At 67.6% G+C, this 23,330-nt stretch carries 31 protein-coding genes and 1 riboswitch; of the genes, 15 read left to right on the top strand and 16 right to left on the bottom strand.

The genetic code is table 11. The annotated features are described in order from the left end of the window. Positions 1-8: 8 nt before the first annotated feature. The 12 genes from HA630_RS10825 to HA630_RS10770 form a co-directional block, all read right to left on the bottom strand. On the bottom strand, positions 9-449 hold the full coding sequence (locus HA630_RS10825; RefSeq protein WP_166834662.1) for a biopolymer transporter ExbD: 441 nt from the start codon (positions 447-449) through the stop codon (positions 9-11). Between the two features lie 13 nt (positions 450-462). After that, positions 463-1,173, bottom strand: coding sequence for a protein TolQ (gene tolQ, locus HA630_RS10820; protein ID WP_166834660.1), 711 nt, complete (start codon positions 1,171-1,173; stop codon positions 463-465). Continuing rightward, a complete protein-coding gene (ybgC, locus tag HA630_RS10815) occupies positions 1,170-1,619 on the bottom strand; it encodes a tol-pal system-associated acyl-CoA thioesterase (protein WP_166834658.1) in 450 nt (149 codons plus the stop codon). The genes tolQ and ybgC overlap by 4 nt, the downstream gene beginning before the upstream one ends. Then, complete coding sequence (gene nusB / locus HA630_RS10810) at positions 1,594-2,151, bottom strand: transcription antitermination factor NusB (RefSeq protein WP_166834656.1); 558 nt, start codon at positions 2,149-2,151, stop codon at positions 1,594-1,596. The genes ybgC and nusB overlap by 26 nt, the downstream gene beginning before the upstream one ends. Beyond that, entirely contained in the window at positions 2,148-2,618 is a 471-nt protein-coding gene (gene ribH / locus HA630_RS10805; protein WP_166834654.1) for a 6,7-dimethyl-8-ribityllumazine synthase, read from the bottom strand. Before ribH ends, nusB begins: the two co-directional genes overlap by 4 nt. 1 nt (position 2,619) lies before the next feature. Then, positions 2,620-3,759 carry a bifunctional 3,4-dihydroxy-2-butanone-4-phosphate synthase/GTP cyclohydrolase II gene (ribBA, locus tag HA630_RS10800; RefSeq protein WP_166834652.1) on the bottom strand — a complete coding sequence of 380 codons (1,140 nt, stop codon included), beginning with the start codon at positions 3,757-3,759 and terminating at the stop codon, positions 2,620-2,622. Between the two features lie 12 nt (positions 3,760-3,771). Beyond that, on the bottom strand, positions 3,772-4,413 hold the full coding sequence (locus tag HA630_RS10795; RefSeq protein WP_166834650.1) for a riboflavin synthase: 642 nt from the start codon (positions 4,411-4,413) through the stop codon (positions 3,772-3,774). Positions 4,414-4,464: 51 nt separating this feature from the next. Beyond that, positions 4,465-4,914, bottom strand: coding sequence for a transcriptional regulator NrdR (gene nrdR, locus HA630_RS10790; RefSeq protein WP_166834648.1), 450 nt, complete (start codon positions 4,912-4,914; stop codon positions 4,465-4,467). A 7-nt stretch (positions 4,915-4,921) separates the two neighbouring features. Further along, the gene (glyA, locus tag HA630_RS10785; protein ID WP_166834646.1) at positions 4,922-6,166 is read right to left on the bottom strand and encodes a serine hydroxymethyltransferase; all 1,245 of its coding nucleotides are present in this window, start codon (positions 6,164-6,166) and stop codon (positions 4,922-4,924) included. Positions 6,167-6,202: 36 nt separating this feature from the next. Then, positions 6,203-6,338: riboswitch (ZMP/ZTP riboswitch) on the bottom strand. Between the two features lie 7 nt (positions 6,339-6,345). Continuing rightward, positions 6,346-7,203, bottom strand: coding sequence for a lytic transglycosylase domain-containing protein (locus tag HA630_RS10780; RefSeq protein ID WP_371809241.1), 858 nt, complete (start codon positions 7,201-7,203; stop codon positions 6,346-6,348). Positions 7,204-7,715: 512 nt separating this feature from the next. Further along, the gene (locus HA630_RS10775) at positions 7,716-8,150 is read right to left on the bottom strand and encodes a DUF1841 family protein (RefSeq protein ID WP_166834644.1); all 435 of its coding nucleotides are present in this window, start codon (positions 8,148-8,150) and stop codon (positions 7,716-7,718) included. Between the two features lie 22 nt (positions 8,151-8,172). After that, positions 8,173-8,811 (bottom strand): trimeric intracellular cation channel family protein, encoded by a 639-nt coding sequence (locus tag HA630_RS10770; RefSeq protein WP_166834642.1) that lies wholly within the window; start codon positions 8,809-8,811, stop codon positions 8,173-8,175. Positions 8,812-8,852: 41 nt separating this feature from the next. Between HA630_RS10770 and HA630_RS10765 the strand changes: the two genes are divergently transcribed. Both HA630_RS10765 and HA630_RS10760 read left to right on the top strand, forming a co-directional pair. Continuing rightward, positions 8,853-9,623, top strand: a complete 771-nt coding sequence (locus HA630_RS10765) for a sulfite exporter TauE/SafE family protein (protein ID WP_166834640.1) — start codon at positions 8,853-8,855, stop codon at positions 9,621-9,623. 59 nt (positions 9,624-9,682) lie between these two features. Then, entirely contained in the window at positions 9,683-10,138 is a 456-nt protein-coding gene (locus HA630_RS10760; RefSeq protein ID WP_166834638.1) for a MaoC family dehydratase, read from the top strand. 12 nt (positions 10,139-10,150) lie between these two features. Here HA630_RS10760 and trmL read toward each other — a convergent pair whose 3' ends face one another. Then, positions 10,151-10,612: a tRNA (uridine(34)/cytosine(34)/5-carboxymethylaminomethyluridine(34)-2'-O)-methyltransferase TrmL gene (trmL, locus tag HA630_RS10755; RefSeq protein WP_166834636.1), complete on the bottom strand. Its 462-nt coding sequence runs from the start codon at positions 10,610-10,612 to the stop codon at positions 10,151-10,153. 10 nt (positions 10,613-10,622) lie between these two features. Then, complete coding sequence (locus HA630_RS10750; protein ID WP_166834634.1) at positions 10,623-11,345, bottom strand: ComF family protein; 723 nt, start codon at positions 11,343-11,345, stop codon at positions 10,623-10,625. A 38-nt stretch (positions 11,346-11,383) separates the two neighbouring features. Between HA630_RS10750 and HA630_RS10745 the strand changes: the two genes are divergently transcribed. The 8 genes from HA630_RS10745 (at position 11,384) to HA630_RS10715 (ending at position 17,762) form a co-directional block, all read left to right on the top strand. Next, complete coding sequence (locus HA630_RS10745) at positions 11,384-12,313, top strand: biotin synthase (RefSeq protein WP_166834632.1); 930 nt, start codon at positions 11,384-11,386, stop codon at positions 12,311-12,313. Positions 12,314-12,440: 127 nt separating this feature from the next. Continuing rightward, positions 12,441-12,923 carry a DUF2244 domain-containing protein gene (locus HA630_RS10740; protein WP_371809240.1) on the top strand — a complete coding sequence of 161 codons (483 nt, stop codon included), beginning with the start codon at positions 12,441-12,443 and terminating at the stop codon, positions 12,921-12,923. Positions 12,924-13,023: 100 nt separating this feature from the next. Then, on the top strand, positions 13,024-14,220 hold the full coding sequence (gene coxB / locus HA630_RS10735) for a cytochrome c oxidase subunit II (RefSeq protein WP_166834628.1): 1,197 nt from the start codon (positions 13,024-13,026) through the stop codon (positions 14,218-14,220). 35 nt (positions 14,221-14,255) lie between these two features. After that, complete coding sequence (gene ctaD, locus HA630_RS10730; RefSeq protein ID WP_166834626.1) at positions 14,256-15,875, top strand: cytochrome c oxidase subunit I; 1,620 nt, start codon at positions 14,256-14,258, stop codon at positions 15,873-15,875. A gap of 19 nt (positions 15,876-15,894) precedes the next feature. Beyond that, complete coding sequence (locus HA630_RS23645; protein ID WP_243855445.1) at positions 15,895-16,005, top strand: cytochrome oxidase small assembly protein; 111 nt, start codon at positions 15,895-15,897, stop codon at positions 16,003-16,005. Between the two features lie 5 nt (positions 16,006-16,010). Beyond that, positions 16,011-16,622 (top strand): cytochrome c oxidase assembly protein, encoded by a 612-nt coding sequence (locus HA630_RS10725; protein WP_166834624.1) that lies wholly within the window; start codon positions 16,011-16,013, stop codon positions 16,620-16,622. Further along, entirely contained in the window at positions 16,619-16,825 is a 207-nt protein-coding gene (locus HA630_RS10720; protein WP_166834622.1) for a DUF2970 domain-containing protein, read from the top strand. Before HA630_RS10725 ends, HA630_RS10720 begins: the two co-directional genes overlap by 4 nt. 55 nt (positions 16,826-16,880) lie before the next feature. Next, the gene (locus tag HA630_RS10715) at positions 16,881-17,762 is read left to right on the top strand and encodes a cytochrome c oxidase subunit 3 (RefSeq protein ID WP_166834620.1); all 882 of its coding nucleotides are present in this window, start codon (positions 16,881-16,883) and stop codon (positions 17,760-17,762) included. 99 nt (positions 17,763-17,861) lie between these two features. Here HA630_RS10715 and HA630_RS10710 read toward each other — a convergent pair whose 3' ends face one another. Continuing rightward, entirely contained in the window at positions 17,862-18,086 is a 225-nt protein-coding gene (locus HA630_RS10710; protein WP_166834618.1) for a twin transmembrane helix small protein, read from the bottom strand. A 15-nt stretch (positions 18,087-18,101) separates the two neighbouring features. On the opposite strand from HA630_RS10710, the gene HA630_RS10705 reads away from it, so the two are divergent. Genes HA630_RS10705 through HA630_RS10685 form a run of 5 tightly spaced genes read left to right on the top strand, consistent with a single transcriptional unit; the run spans position 18,102 to position 22,191 of the window. Then, a complete protein-coding gene (locus HA630_RS10705) occupies positions 18,102-18,842 on the top strand; it encodes an SURF1 family protein (RefSeq protein WP_166834616.1) in 741 nt (246 codons plus the stop codon). Continuing rightward, entirely contained in the window at positions 18,799-19,524 is a 726-nt protein-coding gene (locus HA630_RS10700; RefSeq protein WP_208300060.1) for a hypothetical protein, read from the top strand. The genes HA630_RS10705 and HA630_RS10700 overlap by 44 nt, the downstream gene beginning before the upstream one ends. Positions 19,525-19,526: 2 nt before the next feature. Beyond that, complete coding sequence (locus HA630_RS10695; protein WP_166834614.1) at positions 19,527-20,678, top strand: heme A synthase; 1,152 nt, start codon at positions 19,527-19,529, stop codon at positions 20,676-20,678. Further along, the gene (cyoE, locus tag HA630_RS10690; protein WP_166834612.1) at positions 20,675-21,580 is read left to right on the top strand and encodes a heme o synthase; all 906 of its coding nucleotides are present in this window, start codon (positions 20,675-20,677) and stop codon (positions 21,578-21,580) included. The genes HA630_RS10695 and cyoE overlap by 4 nt, the downstream gene beginning before the upstream one ends. A 5-nt stretch (positions 21,581-21,585) precedes the next feature. Next, the gene (locus tag HA630_RS10685; protein ID WP_166834610.1) at positions 21,586-22,191 is read left to right on the top strand and encodes an SCO family protein; all 606 of its coding nucleotides are present in this window, start codon (positions 21,586-21,588) and stop codon (positions 22,189-22,191) included. A gap of 56 nt (positions 22,192-22,247) precedes the next feature. On the opposite strand, the gene HA630_RS10680 is transcribed toward HA630_RS10685, so the two are convergent. Beyond that, entirely contained in the window at positions 22,248-23,279 is a 1,032-nt protein-coding gene (locus HA630_RS10680; protein WP_166834608.1) for a CDP-6-deoxy-delta-3,4-glucoseen reductase, read from the bottom strand. Between the last annotated feature and the right edge of the window lie 51 nt (positions 23,280-23,330).

Below are 23,330 nucleotides of genomic sequence, written 5' to 3'. Positions count from 1 at the left end.
GCCTGGGGTCAGCGGCCGGGTTGCACCGACAGGCCCACGCGGGCCACGCCGGCCACCTGCAAGGCGTTCATGGCCTGCACCACCACCTCGTACTGCACCGCCTTGTCGGCGCTGATGATGACCGGTGCCGGGCCTTCGCCCGCGGCTGGGGTGCCTTGCAGCGCTTGCACCCGGCCCACCAGGTTGGCCGCGGTCACCGGCTCGCCCGGGCCGGGGCTGCCCCCTTCCTTCACCGCGGTCCGGCCTTCCTTGTCGATCAGCACCTCGACAAAGCGCTTGGGCGGCGCCGCGCTCTTGCCCACGCTGGGCAGCTCGATCTGGCTCGGTGCGAGCATCGGCGCAGTCACCATGAAGATGATCAGCAGCACCAGCATCACGTCAATGAACGGCACCATGTTGATGTCGTTCATCGTGCGGCGGCCTTTGCCGCGAGAGGCGAGGGCGGGCATGGCGGCGTTCCGGTCAGCGGCCGGCCGGGGCCAGGCCGGCGGGCGCACCCGCGGCCCCGACGTTGCGGTGCAGGATGTTGGAGAACTCTTCCATGAAGGTCTCCAGCCGGTTGGCCACGCGGTCGATGTCGTGGGTGAAGCGGTTGTAGGCCACCACCGCCGGAATCGCCGCGAACAGACCGATGGCCGTGGCCACCAGCGCCTCGGCGATGCCGGGGGCCACCGTGGCCAGGGTCACCTGCGTCAGCGCCGCCAGGCCGGTGAAGGCGTGCATGATGCCCCAGACCGTGCCGAACAGCCCGACGTAGGGCGACACCGAGCCGACCGAGCCGAGGAAGGAGAGGTTGACCTCCAGCGCGTCCACCTCGCGCTGGTAGCTCGCGCGCATGGCGCGCCGCGCGCCGTCGAGCAGTGCGTCCGGCTGGGTGATGCGGCGCTCGCGCAGCTTCTGGAACTCGCGCATGCCGCTGGCGAAAATCCGCTCCATCGGGCTGCCGGCCTGGGCGTTGCGGCTGGCCGCGTCGTACAGGTCGTTCAGGTTGGCGCCCGACCAGAAGTCGCGCTCGAAGGTCTCGGTCAGGCCGTTCACGCGCTTGAGGGCGACCACCTTGCGGAAGATCGCGGCCCAGCTGATGACCGACACCGTTATCAGCAGGGCCACCACGGCCTGCACCACCCAACTGGCGTTGAGCATCAGCGAGACGATGGAAAAGTCGTGGGTCATGGGGGCGTCAGGGCGTGGAGGATGGAATCGGGGATGCGGCCGGGCCGCAGGCGGGCGGCGTCCACCCAGCCGATGCGGATCGTGCCTTCGCACAGCCGCTGCTCGGGGGCGCCATCGCGCAGCAGCCAGGCCTCCTGTTGCAGTGTCATGGAGGCGCGGCCAAGTTCCGTCACCCGGGCGCTGACTTGCAACAAATCGTCCAGCCGCGCCGGGCGGTGGTAGCGCAGCTCGGTGCCGGTGACCACGAACATGCCGCCGGTGGTGTCGCGCAGCCGCTGCTGCTCCACCCCCAGGCTGCGCAGCCACTCGGTGCGGGCGCGCTCAAAAAACTTCAGGTAGTTGGCGTAGAAGACGATGCCGCCCGCATCCGTGTCTTCCCAATACACCCGCACCGGCCATTGAAACACCTGGGTGCTCCCCTCAGGCGTCGGCGGCCGGCGGCGCATCGGCCGGTGCGCTGGTGGGCACGACCGCCTTGGCCGGCCGGCCGTGGCCGCGCTTCTGGTCGCGCTCCACCTCCAGCGCACGCCACTGCGGCGCCAACTGGTTCAACACGCCGTTGACGTACTTGTGCCCGTCGGTGCCACCGAAAGACTTGGCCAGTTCGATGCACTCGTTGATCACCACCCGCCACGGCACGTCCACGCAGTGGCGGAACTCGTAGGCGCCGATCCACAGCACGCCGCGCTCGATCGGCGAAATCTCGGCCAGCGGGCGGTCCAGGCAGGGGGTGATGGCCGCGTCCAGCTCCACCGCCTCGGCGATGCAGCCGTGCAGCAGCGCGTCGTAGTGGGCGCTGTCGGCCTTGTGGAAACCGCTCAGGTCGCGGGTGAACTGGTCCACGTCTTCGGCCTCGTTGCGGCCGACCAGGTGCTGGTAGAGGGCCTGCAGCGCGAATTCGCGGGCGCGGGTGCGGGCCGACTTGTCGGCGGCCTTGCGCGGACGCTCGGTGCCCGTGGGGGGGGTGGGCTGGCTCATGCGCGGTTCAACCGTTGCAGCAGGCGCGCCATTTCCACCGCCACCTGGGCGGCGTCGCGGCCTTTTTCTTCCTGGCGGGCCACGGCCTGCGGCAGGTTTTCGGTCGTCAGAATGGCGTTGGCCACCGGGATCTGGTGGTCCAGTGCCACCCGGGTCACGCCCGCGGCCGATTCGTTGCACACCAGCTCGAAGTGGTAGGTTTCGCCGCGGATGACGCAGCCCAGCGCGATCAGCGCGTCGAAGCGCTCGCTTTCGGCCATGGCCTGCAGCGCGGTGGGCACCTCCAGCGCGCCGGCCACCTGCACGTGCTCGATGTCGCCGGCCTGCACGCCCAGGGCCTGCAGCTCACCCACGCAGGCCTGCGCCAGGGCGTCGGTGATGCCCTGGTTGAAGCGCGCCTGCACGACGCCGATGCGCAAATTCGTTCCGTCCAGCGCACCGGCGCTGCCCTTGTTGGCACCCAACATCTCAATTTCCTTCGGTTTTGCTCAAAAAGCCGGTCACTTCCAGGCCGTAGCCGGTCATGCTGGGCATGCGCCGCGGCGTGCCCAGCAACTGCATCTTGTGCACGCCGCAGTCGCGCAGGATTTGCGCGCCCACGCCGTAGGTGCGCAGGTCCATGCGGCCGCGCTCCGGCGCTTGCGCCGAGCGGGCGGTGCCCTCGAACTGCGCCAGCAGCTGCTCACCGCTTTCGCCACAGTTCAGCAGCACCACCACGCCGCGGCCCCGGTCGGCCATGTGGCGCAGGCTGGTTTCCAGCGTCCAGGAGTGCATGGCGCGGTCCACCTCCAGCGCGTCCAGCACGCTCAACGGCTCGTGTACCCGCACGCTCACCGTGTCGGTGGCGCCCCAGCTGCCCTTGACCAGGGCCAGGTGCACCGCGCCGCTGGGCTGGTCGCGGTAGGCGTGCGCGGTGAACTCGCCAAACGCCGTCTGCAGCGGGCGCTGGCCCACCTTCTCCACCAGGCTTTCCACCCGGCTGCGGTGTTCGATCAGGTCGGCAATGGTGCCGATCTTCAGGCCGTGCTCGGCGGCGAACAGCTGCAGGTCCGGTAGGCGCGCCATGGTGCCGTCGTCCTTCATGATCTCGCAGATCACCGCCGACGGCGAGCAGCCGGCCATGGCCGCCAGGTCGCAGCCGGCTTCGGTGTGGCCGGCGCGCATCAGCACCCCGCCCTCGACCGCCTGCAGCGGGAAGATGTGACCAGGCTGCACCAGATCGGCGGCTTGGGCGTTGGCGGCCACCGCCACCTGCACGGTGCGGGCGCGGTCGGCGGCCGAAATGCCGGTGGTCACGCCCTCGGCCGCTTCGATGGACACGGTGAAGGCCGTGCCCATTTTGGTGCCGTTGCGCGGCACCATGGGCGGCAGTTGCAGGCGTTCGCAGCGTTCGCGCGTCAGCGTCAGGCAGATCAGGCCGCGGCCAAAGCGCGCCATGAAGTTGATCGCTTCGGGCGTCACGTGGTCGGCGGCGAGCACCAGGTCGCCTTCGTTCTCGCGGTCTTCCTCGTCCACCAGGATGACGATCTTGCCGGCCTTCATGTCGGCAACGATGTCTTCCACGGGCGAGATGGCGACCGGCGCCAGAGGGGTGTTGGGGGTGGTCATGGGAGGTGGGGTTCAGGCGCTGGCCGTCGCGGCGGTGGCCGGGGCGCCCAGCATGCGCTCGACGTAGCGCGCGATCAGGTCGATTTCCAGGTTCACCGGGCTGCCGCTTTGCAGCTGGCCCAGGGCGGTGTGTTCCACCGTGTGCGGGATCAGGTTGATGCTGCATTCGCAGCCTTCGGGCAGGTCTTGCACCCGGTTGACGGTCAGGCTCACGCCGTTGACGGTGATCGAGCCTTTGTAGGCCAGGTACTTGCCCAGGGCGGCGGGCGCCCGCACCCGCAGTTCCCAGCTTTCGCCCACGCGCGCAAAGTGGCTGACGTGCCCGATACCGTCCACGTGGCCCGACACGATGTGCCCGCCCAGGCGGTCGTGGGCGCGCAGCGCCTTTTCCAGGTTCACCGGGCCGGGCTGGTCCAGACCGGCGGTCTTGTCCAGCGATTCGGCCGAGATGTCGATGGTGAAGCGCTGCTGCGCCGGGTCCAGGGTGGTCACGGTCATGCAGGCGCCGTTGAGCGCGATGCTGTCGCCCAGGCCCACGTCGTCGAGGTAGCCGGGCGGCGCCTCCAGGGTCAGGCGTTTGCCGTGTTGCGAAGAAGAACCCAAGGGGTGGACGGCGGCGATGCGCCCCACGCCGGTGATGATGCCGGTGAACATCCCGCTATTGTCGCAGGATTGGCCCGGCCCCGGGCGGCGGTGGCCGGCCGGTCACTGGCGCACTTCGTCGACCAGGGTCTTGAACTCGTCGATGTCCTCGAAGCTGCGGTACACGCTGGCGAAGCGGATGTAGGCCACTTGGTCGAGTTTTTTCAGCTCGCGCATCACCATTTCGCCCAGGCGGTGCGAGGGCACCTCGCGCGCGGGCAGGCTCAGCAGCTTTTCCTCGATGTGTTCCATGGCCGCGTCCACCTGTTCGGTGCTGACGGGGCGTTTGCGCAGGGCCAGGGCGAAGCTGGCGCGCAGTTTGGCCGGGTCGTAGTCGATGCGCCGGCCGTCCTTTTTCACCACGGCCGGGAAGGTGACCTCCGGCCGTTCGTAGGTGGTGAAGCGTTTGTCGCAGGCGCCGCAGCGGCGTCGGCGGCGGATGAAGGTCCCCTCCTCGGCGACACGCGTCTCCACCACCTGGGTGTCGGCGTGGCCGCAGAAGGGGCACTTCATGGCCGGTTTACTTGTACACCGGGAAGCGGGCGGTCAGGGCGTTGACCTTGGCACGCACCGCTTCGATGTTGGCCGGGTCGCGCGGGTTGTCCAGCACGTCGGCGATCAGGTGGGCGGTGGCGCGGGCCTCTTCGTCCTTGAAGCCGCGGGTGGTCATGGCCGGGGTGCCGATGCGCACGCCGCTGGTCACCATCGGCTTTTCCGGGTCATTCGGAATCGCGTTCTTGTTGATGGTCATGTGGGCGGCACCCAGCACGGCCTCGGCTTCCTTGCCGGTGATGCCCTTGGCGCGCAGGTCCACCAGCATCACGTGGCTTTCGGTGCGGCCGCTGACGATGCGCAGACCGCGCTGGGTCAGCGTTTCGGCCACGATCTGTGCGTTCTTCACGACCTGTTGCTGGTAGGCCTTGAATTCGGGGGTCAAGGCTTCCTTGAAGGCCACGGCCTTGGCGGCAATGACGTGCATCAGCGGGCCGCCCTGCAGGCCGGGGAAGATGGCGCTGTTGATGGCCTTCTCGTGCTCGGCCTTCATCAGGATGATGCCGCCGCGCGGGCCGCGCAGGCTCTTGTGGGTGGTGGAGGTCACCACGTCGGCGAACGGCACCGGGTTGGGGTACACGCCCGCGGCGATCAAGCCGGCGTAGTGGGCCATGTCCACCATGAAGATGGCGCCGATTTCCTTGGCGATCTTCGCGAAACGCTCGAAATCGATGCGCAGGCTGTAGGCGGACGCGCCGGCCACGATCAGCTTGGGGCGGTGCTCGCGCGCCTTGGCTTCCATGGCGTCGTAGTCGATTTCTTCCTGGGCGTTCAGGCCGTAGGACACGACGTTGAACCACTTGCCCGACATGTTCAGCGGCATGCCGTGGGTCAGGTGGCCGCCTTCGGCCAGGCTCATGCCCATGATGGTGTCGCCGGGCTTGAGGAAGGCCAGGAACACGGCCTCGTTGGCCGAGGCGCCGCAGTGCGGCTGCACGTTGGCGGCGTCGGCACCGAACAGTTGCTTGACGCGGTCGATGGCCAGTTGTTCGGCCACGTCCACGTACTCGCAGCCGCCGTAGTAGCGCTTGCCGGGGTAGCCCTCGGCGTACTTGTTGGTGAGTTGGGTGCCCTGGGCAGCCATCACGGCCGGCGAGGCGTAGTTTTCGCTGGCGATCAGCTCGATGTGGTGTTCCTGGCGCGCGTTTTCGGCCTGGATGGCGGCGAACAGCTCGGGGTCGGTCTGTTCGATGAGGATGTTGCGGTCGTACATGGCAGTCCTGGAGTCGTCGAATGACCCTTGGTGACCAAGGGCTGCCCAGGCGAACGGCACAACACCCGCCGGCGGTGACGGCAGGGCGGCGCGCTTCCCCGTGGTAAGCCCACGTCAGTCACTTGGCGCCGGCCAGGGCCGGCGGGACCTATCGCCAGTCGCGCGCGAACGGGATTTTATCAGGACGCCTGCGGCAGCGCCCCGGTCTGGGTTGGGCTGGCTTCGGCTTCCAGTTCGGCGTCAACGCTCTGTGGCGCTTGGGGGCCTGTGGGCACCACGGTGCGGCGCTGGTGGGCGTTGAAGGCCACGCGCTGGCCCTGGGCCACGCGCTGCAGCCGCTCGTGCTCCGACAGGACCTTGTCGATGTAGTCCTGGCCGCTGCTGGACACCGCGCCGACGTACAGGCGCAGCCCACCTTCGACGCTGCCGGCGCGGCGGATGGTTTCCTGCAGCACCTGGGCCCCGACCCGCAGGTTGCTCACCGGGTCGAACGCGGCCAGGCGGCCACCGAAGTCCTCGTACTTGTCGGCATGCACCCGGGTCATCACCTGCATCAGACCCTGGGCGCCCACCGGGCTGGCCGCGAACGGGTTGAAGCGCGATTCGATCGCCATCACCGCCAGGATCAGCGTCGGGTCCAGGCGGGCGCGGTCGCCGATCTCGAAGGCCTCGGCCACCAGCGCGCCGATGGGTTCCGGCGCCACGCGGTATTTGCGGCTGAGCCAGTCGGCCACCTGGGCCTGCTCGCGGGGCAGGGCCTTGGGGTTGGTCGCGGTCACGCGGTCCACCGCGCTGGGGTCGGCGGGGATCTCGCCGTTCTGCGACTGGCGCTCTTCCAGCCAGCCGAACAGCTGGCGTTCGGCGCTGCTGCGCAGGTCCGGCTGGCTGACGAACAGCACCAGGCAGGCGGCGAGCAGCAGGCCCAGCAGGGCCAGGCTGTTGTGGGTCACGGACACAAAACCCTGGGCCACGTCCTTGAACGCGGTCTGGGTCACTTGCAGGGCCCCGGACAAGCGGGGCATTTGGGGCGCTGGCATAGCACTCTCCTTTCTGGGCGTCGGGGCGGGCGGTTGAAGCCCGGCGGCGCGAGATTGGGGGGTCGCCATCGACCGCCATGGTGCGGTCAACTGGGCCGGTTTCGGCGGCGTCTAAGGGTTCTCACGGATGAAAGTGGCGCGATGTTAGGGGGATCGACATTACCAGTCAATACTTATGAACATTCTTTTTATGCAATAAAAAGAATATGAATTCGGCGCCGCAGGGGCGCCCGTGGGCAAAAAAATGCCAATGAACGGGGGGTGGGCGATTGGCAAAATCAGTTGGCCACAGGGGCCAATGCCACTACACTGAAACTGTCGGTGGTGACGCTTCAAGCACAGTTCCCACCGGCCACTGCCCGCGGTCCAGTCCGCTGGATTGCCTGGCAATCAACGGGAAGCAATACCTTGCTTCCGGCGGGGTGAGACATCCAACTTCCATTCCGCCCATCGGCACGAACTGGGTTCTGCCGAAAGCCCTGGCGGGTGCAGCCTGCCGGGGCTTTTTCTTTTCAGTCCCGGGTCGCGCGGGCCCGCACCGCGTCGATGTAGGCCTGCCCGTCGGGCGGCCGGCCGCTGCGCTGGCTTTCCCAGAGCATGCGGCCCAGGCAGTCCATCACCTGGTGGTGGGCGTCGTGCACCGAATCGAGCCGCGCGGCCAGCAGTTCCACCGCCTGGCGGATGCCCAGGGGCTGGTCGATCGAGCATTGTTCACTGATGCTCAGGTGCATGGACAGGTGCAAGAACGGGTTGTCGCGCGCTTCGGCGGCCTCGTGCATGCGGCGCAAGGCCGCGTCCACGTCGGCCAACTCGGCGTGGTATTCGGGGTGGCGCTGGATCCACTCATGGGCCAGCACCTCGATGGCCTCCATCGGCGCGGCGTGCTGGGCTTTGTCGTACACCGCACAGAAGAAGCGGCGCACATCGGCTTGGGAGGGGGCGAACATGGCTATCGGTTCAAAAAAAGGATCAGATGCGCCAGGCCGGCAGCGACCAGTTGCGCCACAGTGCCAGACCGCGCAGGCCGGCCGTCACCAGCACGCACACCAGCAGGGCCTGGCTCGGGGAGCCGCTGAACTGCCACCAGCCGACGTAGGCCCAGCCGCCCACAAAGGCGCAGACCGCGTAGGGCTGGTGGTCGTGGAAGGCGCGCGGGATTTCGTTGCACACCATGTCGCGCAGCACGCCGCCGAACACGCCGGTGACCACGCCCATGAGCACCGCCACCAGCATAGGCGAGCCGCTGTGCAGGGCCTTGCTCACCCCGGCGGCCGCGAACAGGCCCAGGCCCAGCGCGTCGGGCCACTGCATCGCGCGCTCGGTGGGCTCGAAGTGGCGGTGCCGCACAAACAGCATGGCGCCCACGGTCAGGGCCATCAGGGCCCAGAGCCAGTGCACGTGGGCGGCCCAGAAGAAGGGGCGCTGGTCCAGCAGCAGGTCGCGCAGGGTGCCGCCGCCGAATGCGGCCAGAAAGGTCACGGTGAACACGCCCACCGCGTCCAGGCGCTTGCGCGCGGCCGCGAACAGGCCCGACAGGGCAAACGCCAGCGTGGCGGCCACTTCGACCGCCAGACGCAGGTGCTCGGCCCAGGGATTGAGGTCTTGCATGGGCTGCGATGGTAGCGCTCCGCTACCATGCCTGCCCAGCCATGGACTTTGCCGCTTTACCCTTTGCCCCCATTGCCGACCCGTGGTTCTACGCCGTGGCGGTGCCGGCCGTGCTGCTCATGGGCATCAGCAAAAGCGGATTCGGCTCTGGTTTCGGTTCGCTCGCGGTGCCTTTGATGGCCCTGGCGGTGACCGTGCCGCAGGCCGCGGCCATCCTCATGCCGTTGCTGCTGGTGATGGATGTGCTGGGCATGGCCGCCTTCCGCAAAGACCTGGACCGCCGGCTGCTGGCCTTTCTGCTGCCGTTTGCCCTGCTGGGCACGCTGCTGGGCACGGTGCTGTTCCGGGTCGTCGATGCCCGACTGGTGGCCGGTGTCGTCGGCGTGGTCACCTTGCTGTTCCTGGCCCAGCGGCTGCTGTTTCCCCCGCGCGCCGACGCCCCGGCCCCGCCCCGTTGGGTGGGCGCGGTGCTGACGGTCACCGCCGGTTTCACCAGTTTTGTGGCGCACGCGGGCGGCCCGCCGGTCAACGCCTACGTGCTGCCCTTGCGGCTGCGGCCGGTGGTGTTCACCGCCACCATGGCTTTTCTGTTTTTCGCGGTCAACCTCAGCAAATGGCTGCCCTATGCGTGGCTGGGGCTGCTGGACACGCGCAACTTCGCTACTTCGCTGGTGCTGCTGCCGCTGGCGCCGCTGGGGGTCTGGATCGGGGTGACGCTGGCGCGCCGCATCGACGCCCGGCTGTTTTACTGGCTGATCCACTGGGGCATGGGCCTGACCGGCGTCAAGCTGGTTTGGGACGGCTGGTTCTGAGACGCTGGCCTGTCGCTGGCCGGACAGGGCGCGTCCGCCGCTCGGACTACAGTGGCGGCATGCGCACTTTTTGCACCCTCGACGAACTCGCGGCCTGCGTCGGCCAGCCCGTGGCCGTGAGCGACTGGCACGAAGTCACCCAGGCCCAGGTTCAACGCTTCGCCGACGCCACCGGCGACCACCAGTGGATCCACGTGGACCCCGAGCGCGCGCGGCAGGGGCCGTTCGGCGCGCCTGTGGCGCACGGTTTCCTGACCCTGTCGCTGATGCCGGCGTTTCTGGAGTCGGCCCTGCGGGTCGACGAGGTGCGCATGGGGGTCAACTACGGCATGAACCGGGTGCGCTTCACCGCGCCGGTGCCGGTGGGCAGCCGGTTGCGCGCGCATTTCACGCTGAAAGCCTGCGACCCGATCGAGCCGCGCGGGCGACAATCGACCTGGGACGTGAGCGTGGAGCGTGAGGGCAGCGACAAACCGGTCTGTGTGGCCGAGTTCCTGGCCCGCAGCTATGCCTGAACGGCGCCTGGGTCAGGCGAAGCTCTGCTGGCGCCAGGCCTCGTAGGCCACCACCGCCACCGCGTTCGACAGGTTCAGGCTGCGCTGGCCGGGCCGCATCGGCAGGCGCAGACGCTGCGCGGGCGCAAAGCTGTCGCGCAAGGCCGGGCCCAGGCCGCGGGATTCGGAGCCGAACACCAGCCAGTCGCCGGGCCGAAAGGCCACCTCGTGCACCGCACGGGTGCCGCGGGTGGTCATGGCAAACAGGCGGTCGGGGGCGGGTTGGGCGGTGCGCACCAAGCTGTCCCAGTCGGCGTGGCGCTGGACGTCGGCGTACTCGTGGTAGTCCAGTCCGGCGCGGCGCATGTGCTTGTCGTCCATGGAAAACCCCAGTGGCTCCACCAGGTGCAGCCGGCAGCCGGTGTTGGCGCAGAGCCGGATGACGTTGCCCGTGTTGGGTGGGATTTCGGGCTGGACCAGGACGATGTGAAACATGGGGTGCGGATTATTCCACGCGGTCGGGCGCGGGCGTGCGTGCGAACACCAGCCCGCTCACCCAGGCCGCGCCGGCCGCCCGCAAGACCTGGGCGGCCGCCTGCAGGGTGGCGCCGGTGGTCATCACGTCGTCGACCAGCAGCACCTGGGCGCCGGCCAGCCCGCCGGTGAACCGCGGATCGGCAGTGAAAGCCTGCTGGGCGGCGTCGATGCGCTGGGCGCGGGGCAGGGTGTGGATCGCGGCCCCGCCGACGCTGCGTTGCAGCAGCTGGGCCTGCGCCGGGGCGCTGCCGGGCGTCTGGCGGCGCAGTTGCCGCAGCAGTTCCCAAGCCTGGTTGTAGCCCCGCTCCAGCAGCCGTGGGGTGGGCAGGGGGATCGGGACCAGCAGGTCGGCGGTGCGCAAGGCCTCGGTCACGTCGGGGTCTTCCCGCATCAGCTCGGCCAGATGTCGGGCCCAGGCCGGCTCTTGCTGGAACTTGAAGCGCTGCACCAGGCCGGTCCAAGGGTAAGCGTAGTCCACCCGGGCCAGGCAGCGGTGCAGCACCCCCGGGCCCTCCTGCGTACAGCGGTTGCAGCGCTCCAATCCGGGCGCCAGGGCCAGAGCACAGCCGGGGCAGCGGCGCTGTATCTGGCCCCAGTCCTGCCGGCAACCGTCGCACACCGGGCGCGCCGGCCAGCGGGCACACAGTTCGCAGGTGGCGGGCCAGCGCCAGGCGTCGGGCAACAAGGACATGTCAAGACTATACTGCCGCGACCTTGCCGAGCCACTCCATGAACGCCCCTTCAGACCCGACGCCCGCCGTGCCCGACCTGGACCCGGTGGCGGCGGCCCGCTGGCGCCAACACCCGCGCACCGAGAGCCCCTGGCTTTGCGAAGAAGTTGCTGCCCGCATGGCCCAGCGCCTGGACTGGATGCGTCAGGTGCCCCAGGACTGGGTGCACTGGGCGCCGCTCTGGGGAGGGCTGCGCGGCCACCGGGCCCTGAGCGAGCGCTACCCGCAGGCCCGCGAGTGGCTCGCCGGGGAGCAGGCCGAGGCGGCCCGGCGTGTGCTCGCGCCGCCGCCGGACGGATGGAGGGGATGGACGCAGCGGCTGGTGGGCCGGGCAGAACCCGGTCCTGCGCCGGTGCCCGATGGCGGACAGGGCCTGGCCGACCTGGTCTGGGCCAACCTGGCGCTGCACCTGCATCCCCAGCCCATGGCCTTGCTCAACCGCTGGCGTGAGCTGCTGCGGGTGGGGGGCTTTGTCATGTTCTCCGGTCTGGGGCCCGACACCTTGCACGAACTGCGGGCCGTGCATGCCCGCATGGACTGGTGCCCGCCGGCCCACCCCCTGACCGACATGCACGACTGGGGCGACATGCTGGTCGAGGCCGGCTTCGCCGAGCCGGTGGTGGACATGGAGCGCCTGACCTTGACCTACCCGAGTGCGGAGCGCCTGTTGGCCGACCTGCGCGCCTGGGGGCGCAACCTGCACCGCGAGCGGCCCCGTGGCCTGCGTGGCAAGGGGTACAGGCAGGCGTGGCTCGACGCCGTGGAGCGGTACCTGCCGCGCCAGCCCGACGGCAGCCTGGCGGTCACGGTGGAGGTGATCTATGGTCACGCTTTCAAACCCGAGCCCCGCGTCAAACTGGCGGCCAGCAGCCAGGTGCCGCTGCAAGACATGCGCGCCATGCTGCGCCAGCCGCGGCCCCGTTCCTGAAAGCCCCTGGACGGGCTTTGTCAGGGATTCGGCGGAAAGCCCGGCTACAATTGACATAGATCAAGGTCTGGAGCGTGCCCGCCAAGGTGGCGCCCAGGCCTCGCCTGTGTTTCAGAAGGTGCTTTCCGTGTCTTCAGCCATGCAGTCCTACCGATTCGCCACCGTCACGCCGCAGGGCTTGTGCTGGACCCTCAAGCGCAACTGTTCCCTGACCCCGGCGCAGCTCCTGGCGGCGTATGGTGGGCTGTGTGTGTTGTCCCTGTCGGTGGCCGCGCTGTTCTGGTCCATCGGTGCGGTTTGGGTGTTGCCTTTCACCGCGCTGGAATTGCTGGCTTTGGCGGCGGCGTTTCTCTGGTACGCCCGCCATGCGGCCGACCGCGAGCAGATCCGCCTCGGCCCCGCCAGCCTGGTGCTGGAATGGGAAGACGGTGGGCGCGTGTGCCGGCACGAAGGGGCACGCCAGGGCGTGCGGGTTCGGCCGGTCACCCAGCGCAGCGCGCTGGTGGCGCTGCAGGTGGCCGGGCAAACCGTGTATGTGGGGCGTTTTCTGCGGCCCGACCTGCGCGAGCAGCTGGCCCGGGAAATTCGCCAGGCCTTGCACGGCGCCTGAGCCGGCTGGGGTCTTTGAGGATGCACAGAGGTCAAAAGTTTGGTGTAATCGGTGTTGATATAAATCAATGCTTATATTTGAGGCGAGAAAAGTGAGCACGATGAAGAAGTCAGGACATTCGTTGCGCCGGCTGTGGGCCAGCGCCAAAGCCGGCATCGGCACCCTGTCCCTGGGGGCGGCCGCCTGGGTCTCCACCGCGGCGCACGCGGTGAGCGATCTGCCGGGTGGCCCAGCGGTCAACCAGCTGAACTTCCACCCGCCCGTCACCAAGATCGCCGAAGAGCAGCACTGGCTGCACTGGTTCATGATGGCCATCTGCTCGGTCATTTTCGTGATCGTCTTCGGGGTGATGTTCTACTCCATCGTCAAGCACCGCAAATCCGTGGGCCACAAGTCTCAGGAGCTGCCCGAGCCGATCTGGGTGGAGCTGGGCTGGACCATCGTGCCCCTGCTGATCGTCATCGGCATGGCGTTGCCCGCCACCAAAGTGCTGGTGGCCCAGAAAGACACCACCAACAGCGACCTGACCATCAAGGTCACCGGCATGCAGTGGAAGTGGGGCTACGACTACATCAAGGGCGAGGGTGAGGGTATTGGCTTCCTGTCCACCCTGGACAACAGCCAGCGCGTCGCCTCCGACTCGGGCAAGCCCGAAGCCGTGGACAACTACCTGCTGAAGGTGGACAACCCGATGGTGGTGCCGGTCGGCAAGAAGGTTCGCATCATCACCACCGCCAACGACGTGATCCATGCCTTCATGGTGCCGTCCTTTGGCATCAAGCAAGACGCGATCCCCGGTTTCGTGCGCGACACCTGGTTCCGCGCCGAAAAGACCGGCGACTACTACGGCCAGTGCGCCGAGCTGTGCGGCAAGGAACACGCCTACATGCCCATCCATGTCAAAGTGGTCTCGGCCGAGGAATACACCGCCTGGGTCGATGCCCAGCAGAAGCTGATGGCCGCCAAGGCCGACGACCCGAACAAGGTCTGGACCCTGGCCGATCTGGTCAAGCGCGGCGAGTCCGTGTACGCCGCCAACTGCGTGGCCTGCCATCAGGCCAATGGCAAGGGCGCCGGCCCGATCAAGCCGCTGGACGGCGCCGCGGTGGTCACCGCTGCCGATCCGTCGCAGTTCGTGCAGATCCTGCTCAACGGCGCTGCCGGTGGGGCCATGCCGTCCTGGAAACAACTGTCGGACACGGAAATTGCCGCTGTCATGACCTTTGCGAAGAACAGCTGGTCGAACAACACCGAGCAGCTGGTGCAGCCCGCTGAAGTGCTGGCCGCGCGCAAGTGACCCGGCTTTGGAATTACTGAAACGAGGAAAATGCCATGAGTGCAGTTCTTGATCACCACGACGCGCACGCGCACGATCATGACCACCACGCGCCCACCGGCTGGCGCCGCTGGGTGTTCGCCACCAACCACAAAGACATCGGCACGCTGTACCTGCTGTTCAGCTTTGCGATGTTGATGGTGGGCGGCGTGCTGGCCCTGCTGATCCGCGCCGAGCTGTTCCAGCCGGGTCTGCAACTGGTGAACCCGGAGTTGTTCAACTCCTTCACCACCATGCACGGCATCATCATGGTGTTCGGGGCCATCATGCCGGCCTTTGTGGGTTTCGCCAACTGGATGCTGCCGCTGCAAATCGGCGCCTCCGACATGGCCTTTGCCCGCATGAACAACTTCAGCTTCTGGCTGATGGTGCCCGCCGCCATCATCATCGTGCTGTCGTTCTTCATGCCCGGTGGCGCCCCCGCCGCCGGCTGGACGCTGTACGCCCCGCTGACGCTGCAGATGGGTCCGTCCATGGACGCCGCCATCTTCGCGATGCACATCCTGGGCGCCTCGTCCATCATGGGCTCGATCAACATCATCGTGACCATCCTCAACATGCGCGCCCCGGGCATGACACTGATGAAGATGCCGATGTTCGCCTGGACCTGGCTGATCACCGCCTACCTGCTGATCGCCGTGATGCCTGTGCTGGCTGGCGCCATCACCATGACGCTGACCGACCGCCACTTCGGCACCAGCTTCTTCAACCCCGCCGGCGGCGGTGACCCGGTGATGTACCAGCACATCTTCTGGTTCTTCGGCCACCCCGAGGTGTACATCATGATCCTGCCGGCCTTCGGCATCGTGAGCCAGGTCGTGCCCGCCTTCGCGCGCAAAAAGCTGTTCGGTTACGCCTCCATGGTGTATGCCACCGGCTCCATCGCCATCCTGTCCTTCGTCGTGTGGGCGCACCACATGTTCACCACCGGCATGCCGGTGACCGGCCAGCTGTTCTTCATGTACAGCACCATGTTGATCGCCGTGCCCACGGGTGTGAAGATCTTCAACTGGATCGCCACCATGTGGAAGGGTTCGATGACCTTTGAGACCCCGATGATGTGGGCCGTGGGCTTCATCTTCGTGTTCACCATCGGTGGCTTCACCGGCCTGATCCTGTCGATGGCCCCCATCGACATCAACTTCCAGGACACCTACTACGTCGTGGCCCATTTCCACTACGTGCTGGTGGCCGGCTCGCTGTTCGCCATGTTCGCGGGTGTTTACTACTGGCTGCCCAAGTGGACCGGTGTGATGTACAGCGAATTCCGCGGCAAGCTGCACTTCTGGTGGTCGATGATCTCTTTCAACATCACCTTCTTCCCGATGCACTTCCTGGGTCTGGCCGGCATGCCCCGCCGCTACGCCGACTACCCGATGCAGTTCGCCGACTTCAACGCCATCGCGTCGGTGGGTGCCTTTGCCTTCGGTTTTGCCCAGGTTTACTTCTTCCTGTTCGTGATCATCCCCGCGATGCAGGGCAAGGGCGAAAAGGCCGTGCAGAAGCCTTGGGAAGGTGCCGAGGGCCTGGAATGGGAAGTGCCGTCGCCGGCCCCGCACCACACCTTTGAGAACCCGCCCAAGCTGGACGTGACCGCCACCAAGGTCATCGGCTGAACCGACACCACGCACCACCATGACGCCTGAACAACGCAAGCACAACGTCAAGCTGGGGTTGATCCTCGCTTCGGTGGCGCTGGCCTTCCTGGTCGGCTTCGTGGGCAAGTTCGTGCTGTTTGGAAAGTGAGCCGTATGTCGCTGCGCAAGGAAAACCTCAAGGTGACCGGCAAACTGGCCGTGATTGCCTTGGGCATGTTTGCCTTCGGTTACGCGCTGGTGCCCATCTACCGCGCCATTTGCGAGATGACGGGCATCAACGTGTTGGCGCTTTCGGAGCGTCAGGTCCCGGGCATGGGCCCGACGCTGCCGGCCAACACCCAGGTGGACACCTCGCGCAAGATCACCATCGAGTTCGACACCAACGTGCGTGGCCCCTGGGACTTCAAGCCCCTGGTGCGCTCGATGGAGGTCCACCCGGGCGAGCTGACCACGGTGATGTACGAGTTCCAGAACATCCAGAACCGCACCATGGCGGCGCAGGCGATTCCGAGCTACGCGCCGCGCCAGGCGGCCAACCATTTCAGCAAGGTCGAGTGTTTCTGCTTCACGCAGTACACCCTGGCTCCCGGCGAGAAGAAAGAGTGGCCGGTGGCCTTCGTCATCGACCCGCGCCTGCCCAAGGATGTGACCACCATCACCCTGTCGTACACCTTCTTCGAGGTGGGCGGCAAAACGCCGGAGGCGCCGACCGCGCAGCTGGCGCCCCGGGTGGTGCCAGCCATCACGGCGGCGGAGGCTTCATGAACACCCCCGCACACACACGCAAGGGCGCCTTGCTGGACACGGTCCGGGCGGTGCTCTGGGGTTTTCTGGGGGTGCGGCGCAAAAGCGATTTTCAGCACGACATCGCCAAGCTCAACCCGATCCACTTGCTGGTGGTCGGGGTGGTGCTGGCCATTGTGTTCGTGGCCGTCCTGATGGGTGTCGTCTTCTGGGTGACCCGTTGACCGCTGCACTGGGCAAAGAATTTAATTTAACAATCAAGCGCAAGTAGGAGTGAGCATGTCCGCAGCAACGCATGGCCAGACGCCATACTATTTCGTCCCCGGGCTGTCCCGGCACCCGGTCATGTCCGCGATCGGTCTGTTCTTTGTCGCGCTCGGCGCCGGCCAGTGGATCAACGGCGTGGCCTGGGGCAAATTCTCGGTGGCCTTCGGTCTGGCCTGGTGGCTGATCGTGCTGTACCAGTGGTTCCGCGATGCGGTGGCCGAGAGCGAAGGTGGCCTCTACGGCCGCAAGATCGACATCTCCTACCGCTGGAGCATGAGCTGGTTCATCTTCTCGGAGGTGATGTTCTTTGGCGCCTTCTTCACCGCGCTGTGGTGGGCCCGCACCCATTCGGTGCCGGCGCTGGGCAACATCGAAAACGCGCTGCTCTGGCCCGACTTCCAGTCGATCTGGCCGTCGGTCATGGCCGGCGTCACCGCGTCGCCCGCTGGCATCGTCGAGCCCTTCCAGACCATGGGTCCGTTCTGGTTGCCCACCATCAACACCGCGCTGCTCCTGACCTCGGGCGTGACCCTGACCATCGCCCACCACGCGATCCAGGACGGCAACCGCAGCAAGACCATCGCCTTCATGTGGCTGACGGTGCTGCTGGGCGTGGTGTTCCTGTTCGTGCAGGGCTACGAGTATTCCCACGCCTACGCCGACCTGAACCTGCGCATGGACTCCGGCATCTTTGGTTCCACCTTCTACATGCTGACCGGCTTCCACGGCTTCCACGTCTTCGTGGGCATGCTGATGCTGCTGTTCATCACCCTGCGCCTGCAAAAGGGTCATTTCACCAAGGAGCGCCATTTCGGTTTCGAAGGCGCCGCCTGGTACTGGCACTTTGTGGACGTGGTGTGGCTGGGTCTGTACATCCTGGTTTACTGGATGTGATGGGTCGGCCGAACCCGGCAAGACAAAAAAGCGCCCTGGGGCGCTTTTTTGTTGTGGTGGCGCAGGCCGTTCTGCTTGGCGCCACGAAAATGTCGGGTGTCAGCGCAAGGGCAGTCCGGTGGGCTGGATCCAGCCCATCAGGTAAGCGACCAGGACCGCGATGAACAGCAGCACCGACAGGCCGATGCGCACCGTCAGGGCGCGGGCCATGCGGCGCGACTTGGTGGCGTTGGCGTCGTTGGAGTGGCCGCGCATCATGGAGACCAGGGCCACGCCCAAACTGCCGACGATGAGCACAAATGCCAGGATCACAAGGTAAGTCATGACGGGAATTATCCGATGAGTCGCGCCTTGCGCGCGTCGGCCCGCCGTTGGTGGGTGGCTTTGGCTGCGGCGGTCGGGGTGGCGGTGACCGCTTCCCTGGGGTTTTGGCAGCTGGGGCGGGCCGAGCTGAAGGCCGGCCTGTGGGCACAGCGCGAAGCCCGCGAGACCCTGGCCCCGGTGGGCTGGGAGGCGCTGGACTCGGTGCAGCCGGGCGGCGACACGAGCGGCCTGCACGACCGCCGTGCCACGCTGCAGGGCCGCTGGCTGCACGAGGCCACGGTGTTCCTGGACAACCGCCCGATGAACGGCCGCACCGGCTTCATCGTGGTCACGCCCTTGCTGCCCAGCCACGGCGGGCCGGCCTTGCTGGTGCAGCGGGGCTGGGTGCCGCGCCGCATGGACGACCGCACCGCGTTGCCGCCGGTGCCCCAGCCCGACGGCACAGTGGCCGTGGCCGGGCGTTTGGCCCCAGCCCCTTCGCAGCTTTATGCCTTCGGCGAGGACGCCCCCGGGCCGATCCGGCAAAATATCGACCTGTCGGCCTATGGGGCCGAATGGTCGCTGCGGCTCCACCCCCTGTCGCTGCAGCAGTCCGCACCCGATACCCCCGACGGCATGACCCGCGATTGGCCCCGCGTTGGGGCCGACGTCCACAAGCACTACGGCTACGCCTTGCAATGGTTTGGCCTGGGTGCGCTCATCACGATCTTGTATGTCTGGTTCCAAATCCTCGTCCCACGGCGCCGGCGCGGCTGACGCCCACGCCCGCCAGACCGCCCGCGACGAACCGCTGACCCTGACGGTGCATTCCCTGCCCCGCGCCGAGCCCGGCACCGCGCGCGACCCGGCCATGACCCGGTCGGGTCGCTGGAAGATGTTCCTGGTGCTGCTGGTGTGCGCCTCGCCGGTCATCGCTTCCTACCTGACCTACTACGTCATCCGACCTGAAGGCCGGCGCAACTACGGCGAGCTGATCGAGCCGCAGCGGCCCATGCCGGCGCTGCGCGGGACCAACAACGCCGGCCAGCCCCAGGTGCTGACCGACCTGAAGCACCAGTGGCTGTTCATCAGCGTGGCCGACAGCGCCTGCAACGCCCAGTGCGAGCGGCACCTGTACCTGCAGCACCAGCTGCGCGAGGGCTTGGGCCGCGAAAAGGATCGGATGGATTGGGTGTGGTTGCGCACCGGCGCCCCGGAGTTGTCCGACGTGTTGAAGAAGGCCACCGAAACGGCGGTGGTGCTGCACCTGCCGGAATCCGACATCGCCGGCTGGCTCGAGCCGGCCCCGGGCCAGCGGCTGAGCGACCACCTGTACGTGGTGGACCCCTTGGGCAACTGGATGATGCGTTTCCCGGCCGAGGCCGAGCCCGCCAAGGTGCGGCGCGACCTGGACCGGCTCTTGCGCGCCTCCAGTTTCTGGGACCGGGCGGGGCGCTGAGCATGGACGCACAAGCCTTGTACGACTACAGCCCCGTGCTGCGCCTGATGGGGCTGGGCCTGGTGATCGCCCTGGGGCCACTGGCCTGGGTCTGGCTGCGCCGGCGCGACGCCAGCCCGGCCCAGCGCCTGGCCTGGCTCACCGGCCTGACCCTGTTCCTGACCTTTGACCTGGTGCTGTTCGGCGCCTTCACCCGGCTGACCGATTCTGGTCTGGGCTGCCCGGACTGGCCCGGCTGCTACGGCAGTGCCAGTCCCATCGGGGCGAGCGCGTCCATCGCCGCGGCCCAGGAAGCCATGCCCACCGGGCCGGTGACGTTCTCCAAGGCCTGGATTGAGATGATCCACCGCTACCTGGCGACCGCGGTGGGGGTGCTGATTCTGGTGCTGGCCAGCGTGAGCTGGTTCGAGCGCCGGCGCCTGCAGCAGTCGCTCTTCTGGCCCCTGGTGACCCTGTTCTGGGTCTGCCTGCAGGGCGCGTTTGGCGCCCTGACGGTGACCATGAAGCTGTTTCCGGCCATCGTCACCCTGCACCTGCTGGGCGGCATGGCCCTGCTGGCCTTGCTGCGGCTGCAGGCGGTGCGCTACCAGCAGTTGCTGGAACCACCGTCGGCCCACCAACGCCCGGGTGCCGGTACCCGCTGGGCGCTGTGGGCCATGTTCGGGTTGCTCTGGGTGCAGATTGCGCTGGGTGGCTGGGTCAGCACCAACTACGCGGTGCTGGCCTGTCGCGACTTCCCCACCTGCCAGGGCAGCTGGTGGCCGGTCATGGACTTTGCCGGCGGCTTCGAGTGGTGGCGCGAATTGGGCCAGCGCCGCTCGGGCGACGCCATTCCCTTCCCGGCCCTGACCGCCATCCACTACACCCACCGCCTGGTGGCCTACGGCGTGCTGCTGGCCCTGGCGGCCCTGGCTTGGCACCTGCACCGCCGCGAAGGCCGCGCCGACCAGGCCCGCACCCTGCTGCTGCTGGGCGGCTGGCAGTTGCTGACCGGCCTGTCCAACGTGGTGCTCGAGTGGCCGCTGGTGGCCGCCGTGGCCCACACCGGCGGCGCCGCCGCCCTGGTGGTGGTGCTGACCGGCTGGCTGACCCAGGCCCACCCCCGTGGTGTTGAGACCGCGCCACCCCCGACCGCCCACGGATACCCCGCATGAGTGCCACCGAGACCTCCCTGACCGCTCCCTTGCCGCCCACTTGGCGGCAGTTTTACGCGCTGATGAAGCCCCGCGTCATCCAGCTCATCGTCTTTTGCGCGCTGATCGGCATGGTGCTGGCCGTGCCCGGGGTGCCCAGCGCGGCGCAGGTGGGCACGGCCGCACTGGCCTGTCTGGGCATCTGGCTGGTGGCCGGTGCGGCGGCGGCGTTCAACTGTGTGGTCGAGCAGCACATCGACGCCAAGATGAAGCGCACCGCCTGGCGGCCGACCGCCAAGGGCGAACTGACCAACGCCCAGACCCTGACGTTTTCGGCGCTGCTGTGTGCGCTGGGCTCGGTCCTCCTCTACGTCTGGGTCAACCCGCTGACCATGTGGCTGACCTTTGCCACCTTTGTCGGTTACGCCATCGTTTACACCGTGGTGCTCAAGCCGCTGACGCCGCAGAACATCGTGATCGGCGGGGCCTCGGGCGCCATGCCGCCGGTGCTGGGCTGGGCCGCCATGGCCGACACCGTGACGCCCGAGGCGCTGGTGCTGTTCCTGATCATCTTCCTGTGGACGCCGCCGCACTTCTGGGCGCTGGCCCTGTACCGGGTGGAGGACTACCGCAAGTCCGGCCTGCCGATGCTGCCGGTGACCCACGGCTCCGAATTCACCCGGCTGCAGATCTTCCTCTACACCCTGATCCTGTTCGCGGCCTGCCTGCTGCCCTTCATGCTGCGCATGAACGGCTGGCTCTACCTGGCGGTGGCGGTGGCGCTGAGCGTGGGCTTCACCGGCTACGCCTGGGCGCTGTGGCGCAACTATTCCGACCAGTTGGCCCGCAAAACCTTCCGTTTTTCCCTGATCCACCTGTCGCTGCTGTTCGCGGCGATGCTGCTGGACCATTACCTGGTGTGAGCCCTATGCCTGTTGTGTCTTCCCGTCGCCGCGCCCTGTGGGCCCTGGCCATCGCCGCCGTGTTGCCCTGGGCCCTGACGGCCTGCAGCGAACAGCCGGCCTTCGTGGGCATCGACATCACCGGGGCCGATTACGCCACCGGTTTCGACCTGACCGACCACAACGGCCAGCGCCGCACCCTGAAGGACTTTGAGGGCAAGGCGGTGGTGGTGTTCTTCGGCTTCACCCAGTGCCCGGACGTCTGCCCGACCTCGCTGGGGGAACTGGCGCAGGCCAAGGCCCTGCTGGGTGCCGACGGCGACCGGCTGCAGGGCCTGTTCGTCAGCGTGGACCCGGAGCGCGACACGCCGGAGGTGATGCGCGAGTACATGGCCAATTTCGACCCCAGCTTTCTGGCCTTGTACACCACGCCCGAGGCTTTGCCGGCGCTGGCCCAATCGTTCAAGGTGTACTACAAAAAGGTCGAGGGCCAGACCCCGACCAGCTACACCATGGACCATTCGGCGGGCAGCTACGTGTACGACCCGAAAGGGCGCATCCGCCTGTACCACCGCTACGGCAGCGGCGCCCAGGCGCTGGCCAGCGACGTCAAACGCCTGCTGTCGGAGTGAGCCACCGGACGGCGCGGCACCCGGCCCGGGGCGACCGGGCCAGGTGATGGGCCGCGTCAGCCCAGTTTGTCCTGCTCCGAGGTGAAAGCGTCGGCGTAGAACTCGTCGGCCGGCAGGCCGGCGGCCAGGTAGTCGCGCTGCGCCGACTCGACCACGATGGGCGCGCCGCAAGCATAGACCTGGTGGCCCGACAGGTCGGGGCAGTCTTCCAGCACCGCGCGGTGCACAAAGCCGGTGCGGCCGGTCCAGCCGTCTTCGGGCAAGGCGTCGGACACCACCGGCACGTAGCGCAGCTGCGGCATGTCGGCGCACTGGGCCTCGACCCAGTCGCTTTGGTACAGGTCGGCGGGGCGGCGGCCGCCCCAGTACAACCTCACCGGGCGTTGGATGTTCTTGAAGCGCAGGTGCTCGATCAGGGCCTTGATCGGCGCGAAGCCGGTGCCCGAGGCCAGCAGGACGATGGGCTTGTCGCTGTCCTCGCGCAGGTAAAAGCTGCCGTAGGGGCCTTCGATGCGCAGGATTTCCTTTTCTTTCATGCCGCCGAACACGTGGTCGGTGAACTTGCCGCCGGGCATGTGGCGGATGTGCAGTTCCATGGTCGGGGCTTCGGCCTGGCGGTGCGGCGCGGTGGCCATGGAGTAGCTGCGGCGTGCGCCATCGCGCAGCAGGAACTCGACGTACTGGCCGGCGTGGTACTGGAAGGTGTCGCTGGCCGGGAGCTGCAGCGTCAGCACCATCACGTCGGGAGAGGCCTTGGCCAGGGCGGTGACGCGCACCGGCATCTTCTTGATCGGAAAGGCCCCGGCCTCGGTCACCTGGCGCGACTCCAGCACCACGTCGCTGGTGGCGGTGGCGCAGCAGGTGAGCACAAAGCCGGCGGCTTCTTCGTCGGCGCTCAGGGCCTTGCTCTGGTGCGGGCCGTGCACCACGCTGCCTTCGAGCTTTTTGCACTTGCAGGAGCCGCAGGCGCCGTCCTTGCAGCCATAGGGCAGGCCGATGCCTTGGCGGATGCCGGCGGCCAGGATGGCCTCGTCGGGCTGGGCGGTGAAGGTGCGCCCACTGGGCTGGACGGTGATCTGGAATGTCATACTGTGCGGGGTGGTGCGGGCGCCCGGTGCGCCCGAGAGCCGGGGATTTTC

Source organism: Aquabacterium sp. A08 (genome assembly GCF_011742065.1).
This window is presented reverse-complemented; position numbering and strand designations above follow the sequence as displayed.

Bases quoted from the DNA above. Each gene is read 5' to 3' on its own strand.
- ctaD (WP_166834626.1), top strand. From the start codon at position 14,256: ATGAGTGCAGTTCTTGATCACCACGACGCGCACGCGCACGATCATGAC.
- ribH (WP_166834654.1), bottom strand. From the start codon at position 2,618: ATGTTGGGTGCCAACAAGGGCAGCGCCGGTGCGCTGGACGGAACGAAT.
- HA630_RS10825 (WP_166834662.1), bottom strand. From the start codon at position 449: ATGCCCGCCCTCGCCTCTCGCGGCAAAGGCCGCCGCACGATGAACGAC.
- HA630_RS10750 (WP_166834634.1), bottom strand. From the start codon at position 11,345: ATGTCCTTGTTGCCCGACGCCTGGCGCTGGCCCGCCACCTGCGAACTG.
- HA630_RS10745 (WP_166834632.1), top strand. From the start codon at position 11,384: ATGAACGCCCCTTCAGACCCGACGCCCGCCGTGCCCGACCTGGACCCG.
- HA630_RS10705 (WP_166834616.1), top strand. From the start codon at position 18,102: ATGAGTCGCGCCTTGCGCGCGTCGGCCCGCCGTTGGTGGGTGGCTTTG.
- HA630_RS10765 (WP_166834640.1), top strand. From the start codon at position 8,853: ATGGACTTTGCCGCTTTACCCTTTGCCCCCATTGCCGACCCGTGGTTC.
- HA630_RS10685 (WP_166834610.1), top strand. From the start codon at position 21,586: ATGCCTGTTGTGTCTTCCCGTCGCCGCGCCCTGTGGGCCCTGGCCATC.
- ribBA (WP_166834652.1), bottom strand. From the start codon at position 3,759: ATGACCACCCCCAACACCCCTCTGGCGCCGGTCGCCATCTCGCCCGTG.
- cyoE (WP_166834612.1), top strand. From the start codon at position 20,675: ATGAGTGCCACCGAGACCTCCCTGACCGCTCCCTTGCCGCCCACTTGG.
- HA630_RS10795 (WP_166834650.1), bottom strand. From the start codon at position 4,413: ATGTTCACCGGCATCATCACCGGCGTGGGGCGCATCGCCGCCGTCCAC.
- coxB (WP_166834628.1), top strand. From the start codon at position 13,024: ATGAAGAAGTCAGGACATTCGTTGCGCCGGCTGTGGGCCAGCGCCAAA.
- glyA (WP_166834646.1), bottom strand. From the start codon at position 6,166: ATGTACGACCGCAACATCCTCATCGAACAGACCGACCCCGAGCTGTTC.
- HA630_RS10710 (WP_166834618.1), bottom strand. From the start codon at position 18,086: ATGACTTACCTTGTGATCCTGGCATTTGTGCTCATCGTCGGCAGTTTG.
- tolQ (WP_166834660.1), bottom strand. From the start codon at position 1,173: ATGACCCACGACTTTTCCATCGTCTCGCTGATGCTCAACGCCAGTTGG.
- HA630_RS10725 (WP_166834624.1), top strand. From the start codon at position 16,011: ATGTCGCTGCGCAAGGAAAACCTCAAGGTGACCGGCAAACTGGCCGTG.
- HA630_RS10775 (WP_166834644.1), bottom strand. From the start codon at position 8,150: ATGTTCGCCCCCTCCCAAGCCGATGTGCGCCGCTTCTTCTGTGCGGTG.
- trmL (WP_166834636.1), bottom strand. From the start codon at position 10,612: ATGTTTCACATCGTCCTGGTCCAGCCCGAAATCCCACCCAACACGGGC.
- HA630_RS10715 (WP_166834620.1), top strand. From the start codon at position 16,881: ATGTCCGCAGCAACGCATGGCCAGACGCCATACTATTTCGTCCCCGGG.
- HA630_RS10680 (WP_166834608.1), bottom strand. From the start codon at position 23,279: ATGACATTCCAGATCACCGTCCAGCCCAGTGGGCGCACCTTCACCGCC.
- HA630_RS10700 (WP_208300060.1), top strand. From the start codon at position 18,799: ATGTCTGGTTCCAAATCCTCGTCCCACGGCGCCGGCGCGGCTGACGCC.
- HA630_RS23645 (WP_243855445.1), top strand. From the start codon at position 15,895: ATGACGCCTGAACAACGCAAGCACAACGTCAAGCTGGGGTTGATCCTC.
- ybgC (WP_166834658.1), bottom strand. From the start codon at position 1,619: ATGCGCCGCCGGCCGCCGACGCCTGAGGGGAGCACCCAGGTGTTTCAA.
- nusB (WP_166834656.1), bottom strand. From the start codon at position 2,151: ATGAGCCAGCCCACCCCCCCCACGGGCACCGAGCGTCCGCGCAAGGCC.
- HA630_RS10780 (WP_371809241.1), bottom strand. From the start codon at position 7,203: ATGCCAGCGCCCCAAATGCCCCGCTTGTCCGGGGCCCTGCAAGTGACC.
- HA630_RS10760 (WP_166834638.1), top strand. From the start codon at position 9,683: ATGCGCACTTTTTGCACCCTCGACGAACTCGCGGCCTGCGTCGGCCAG.
- HA630_RS10720 (WP_166834622.1), top strand. From the start codon at position 16,619: ATGAACACCCCCGCACACACACGCAAGGGCGCCTTGCTGGACACGGTC.
- HA630_RS10695 (WP_166834614.1), top strand. From the start codon at position 19,527: ATGGACGCACAAGCCTTGTACGACTACAGCCCCGTGCTGCGCCTGATG.
- HA630_RS10770 (WP_166834642.1), bottom strand. From the start codon at position 8,811: ATGCAAGACCTCAATCCCTGGGCCGAGCACCTGCGTCTGGCGGTCGAA.
- nrdR (WP_166834648.1), bottom strand. From the start codon at position 4,914: ATGAAGTGCCCCTTCTGCGGCCACGCCGACACCCAGGTGGTGGAGACG.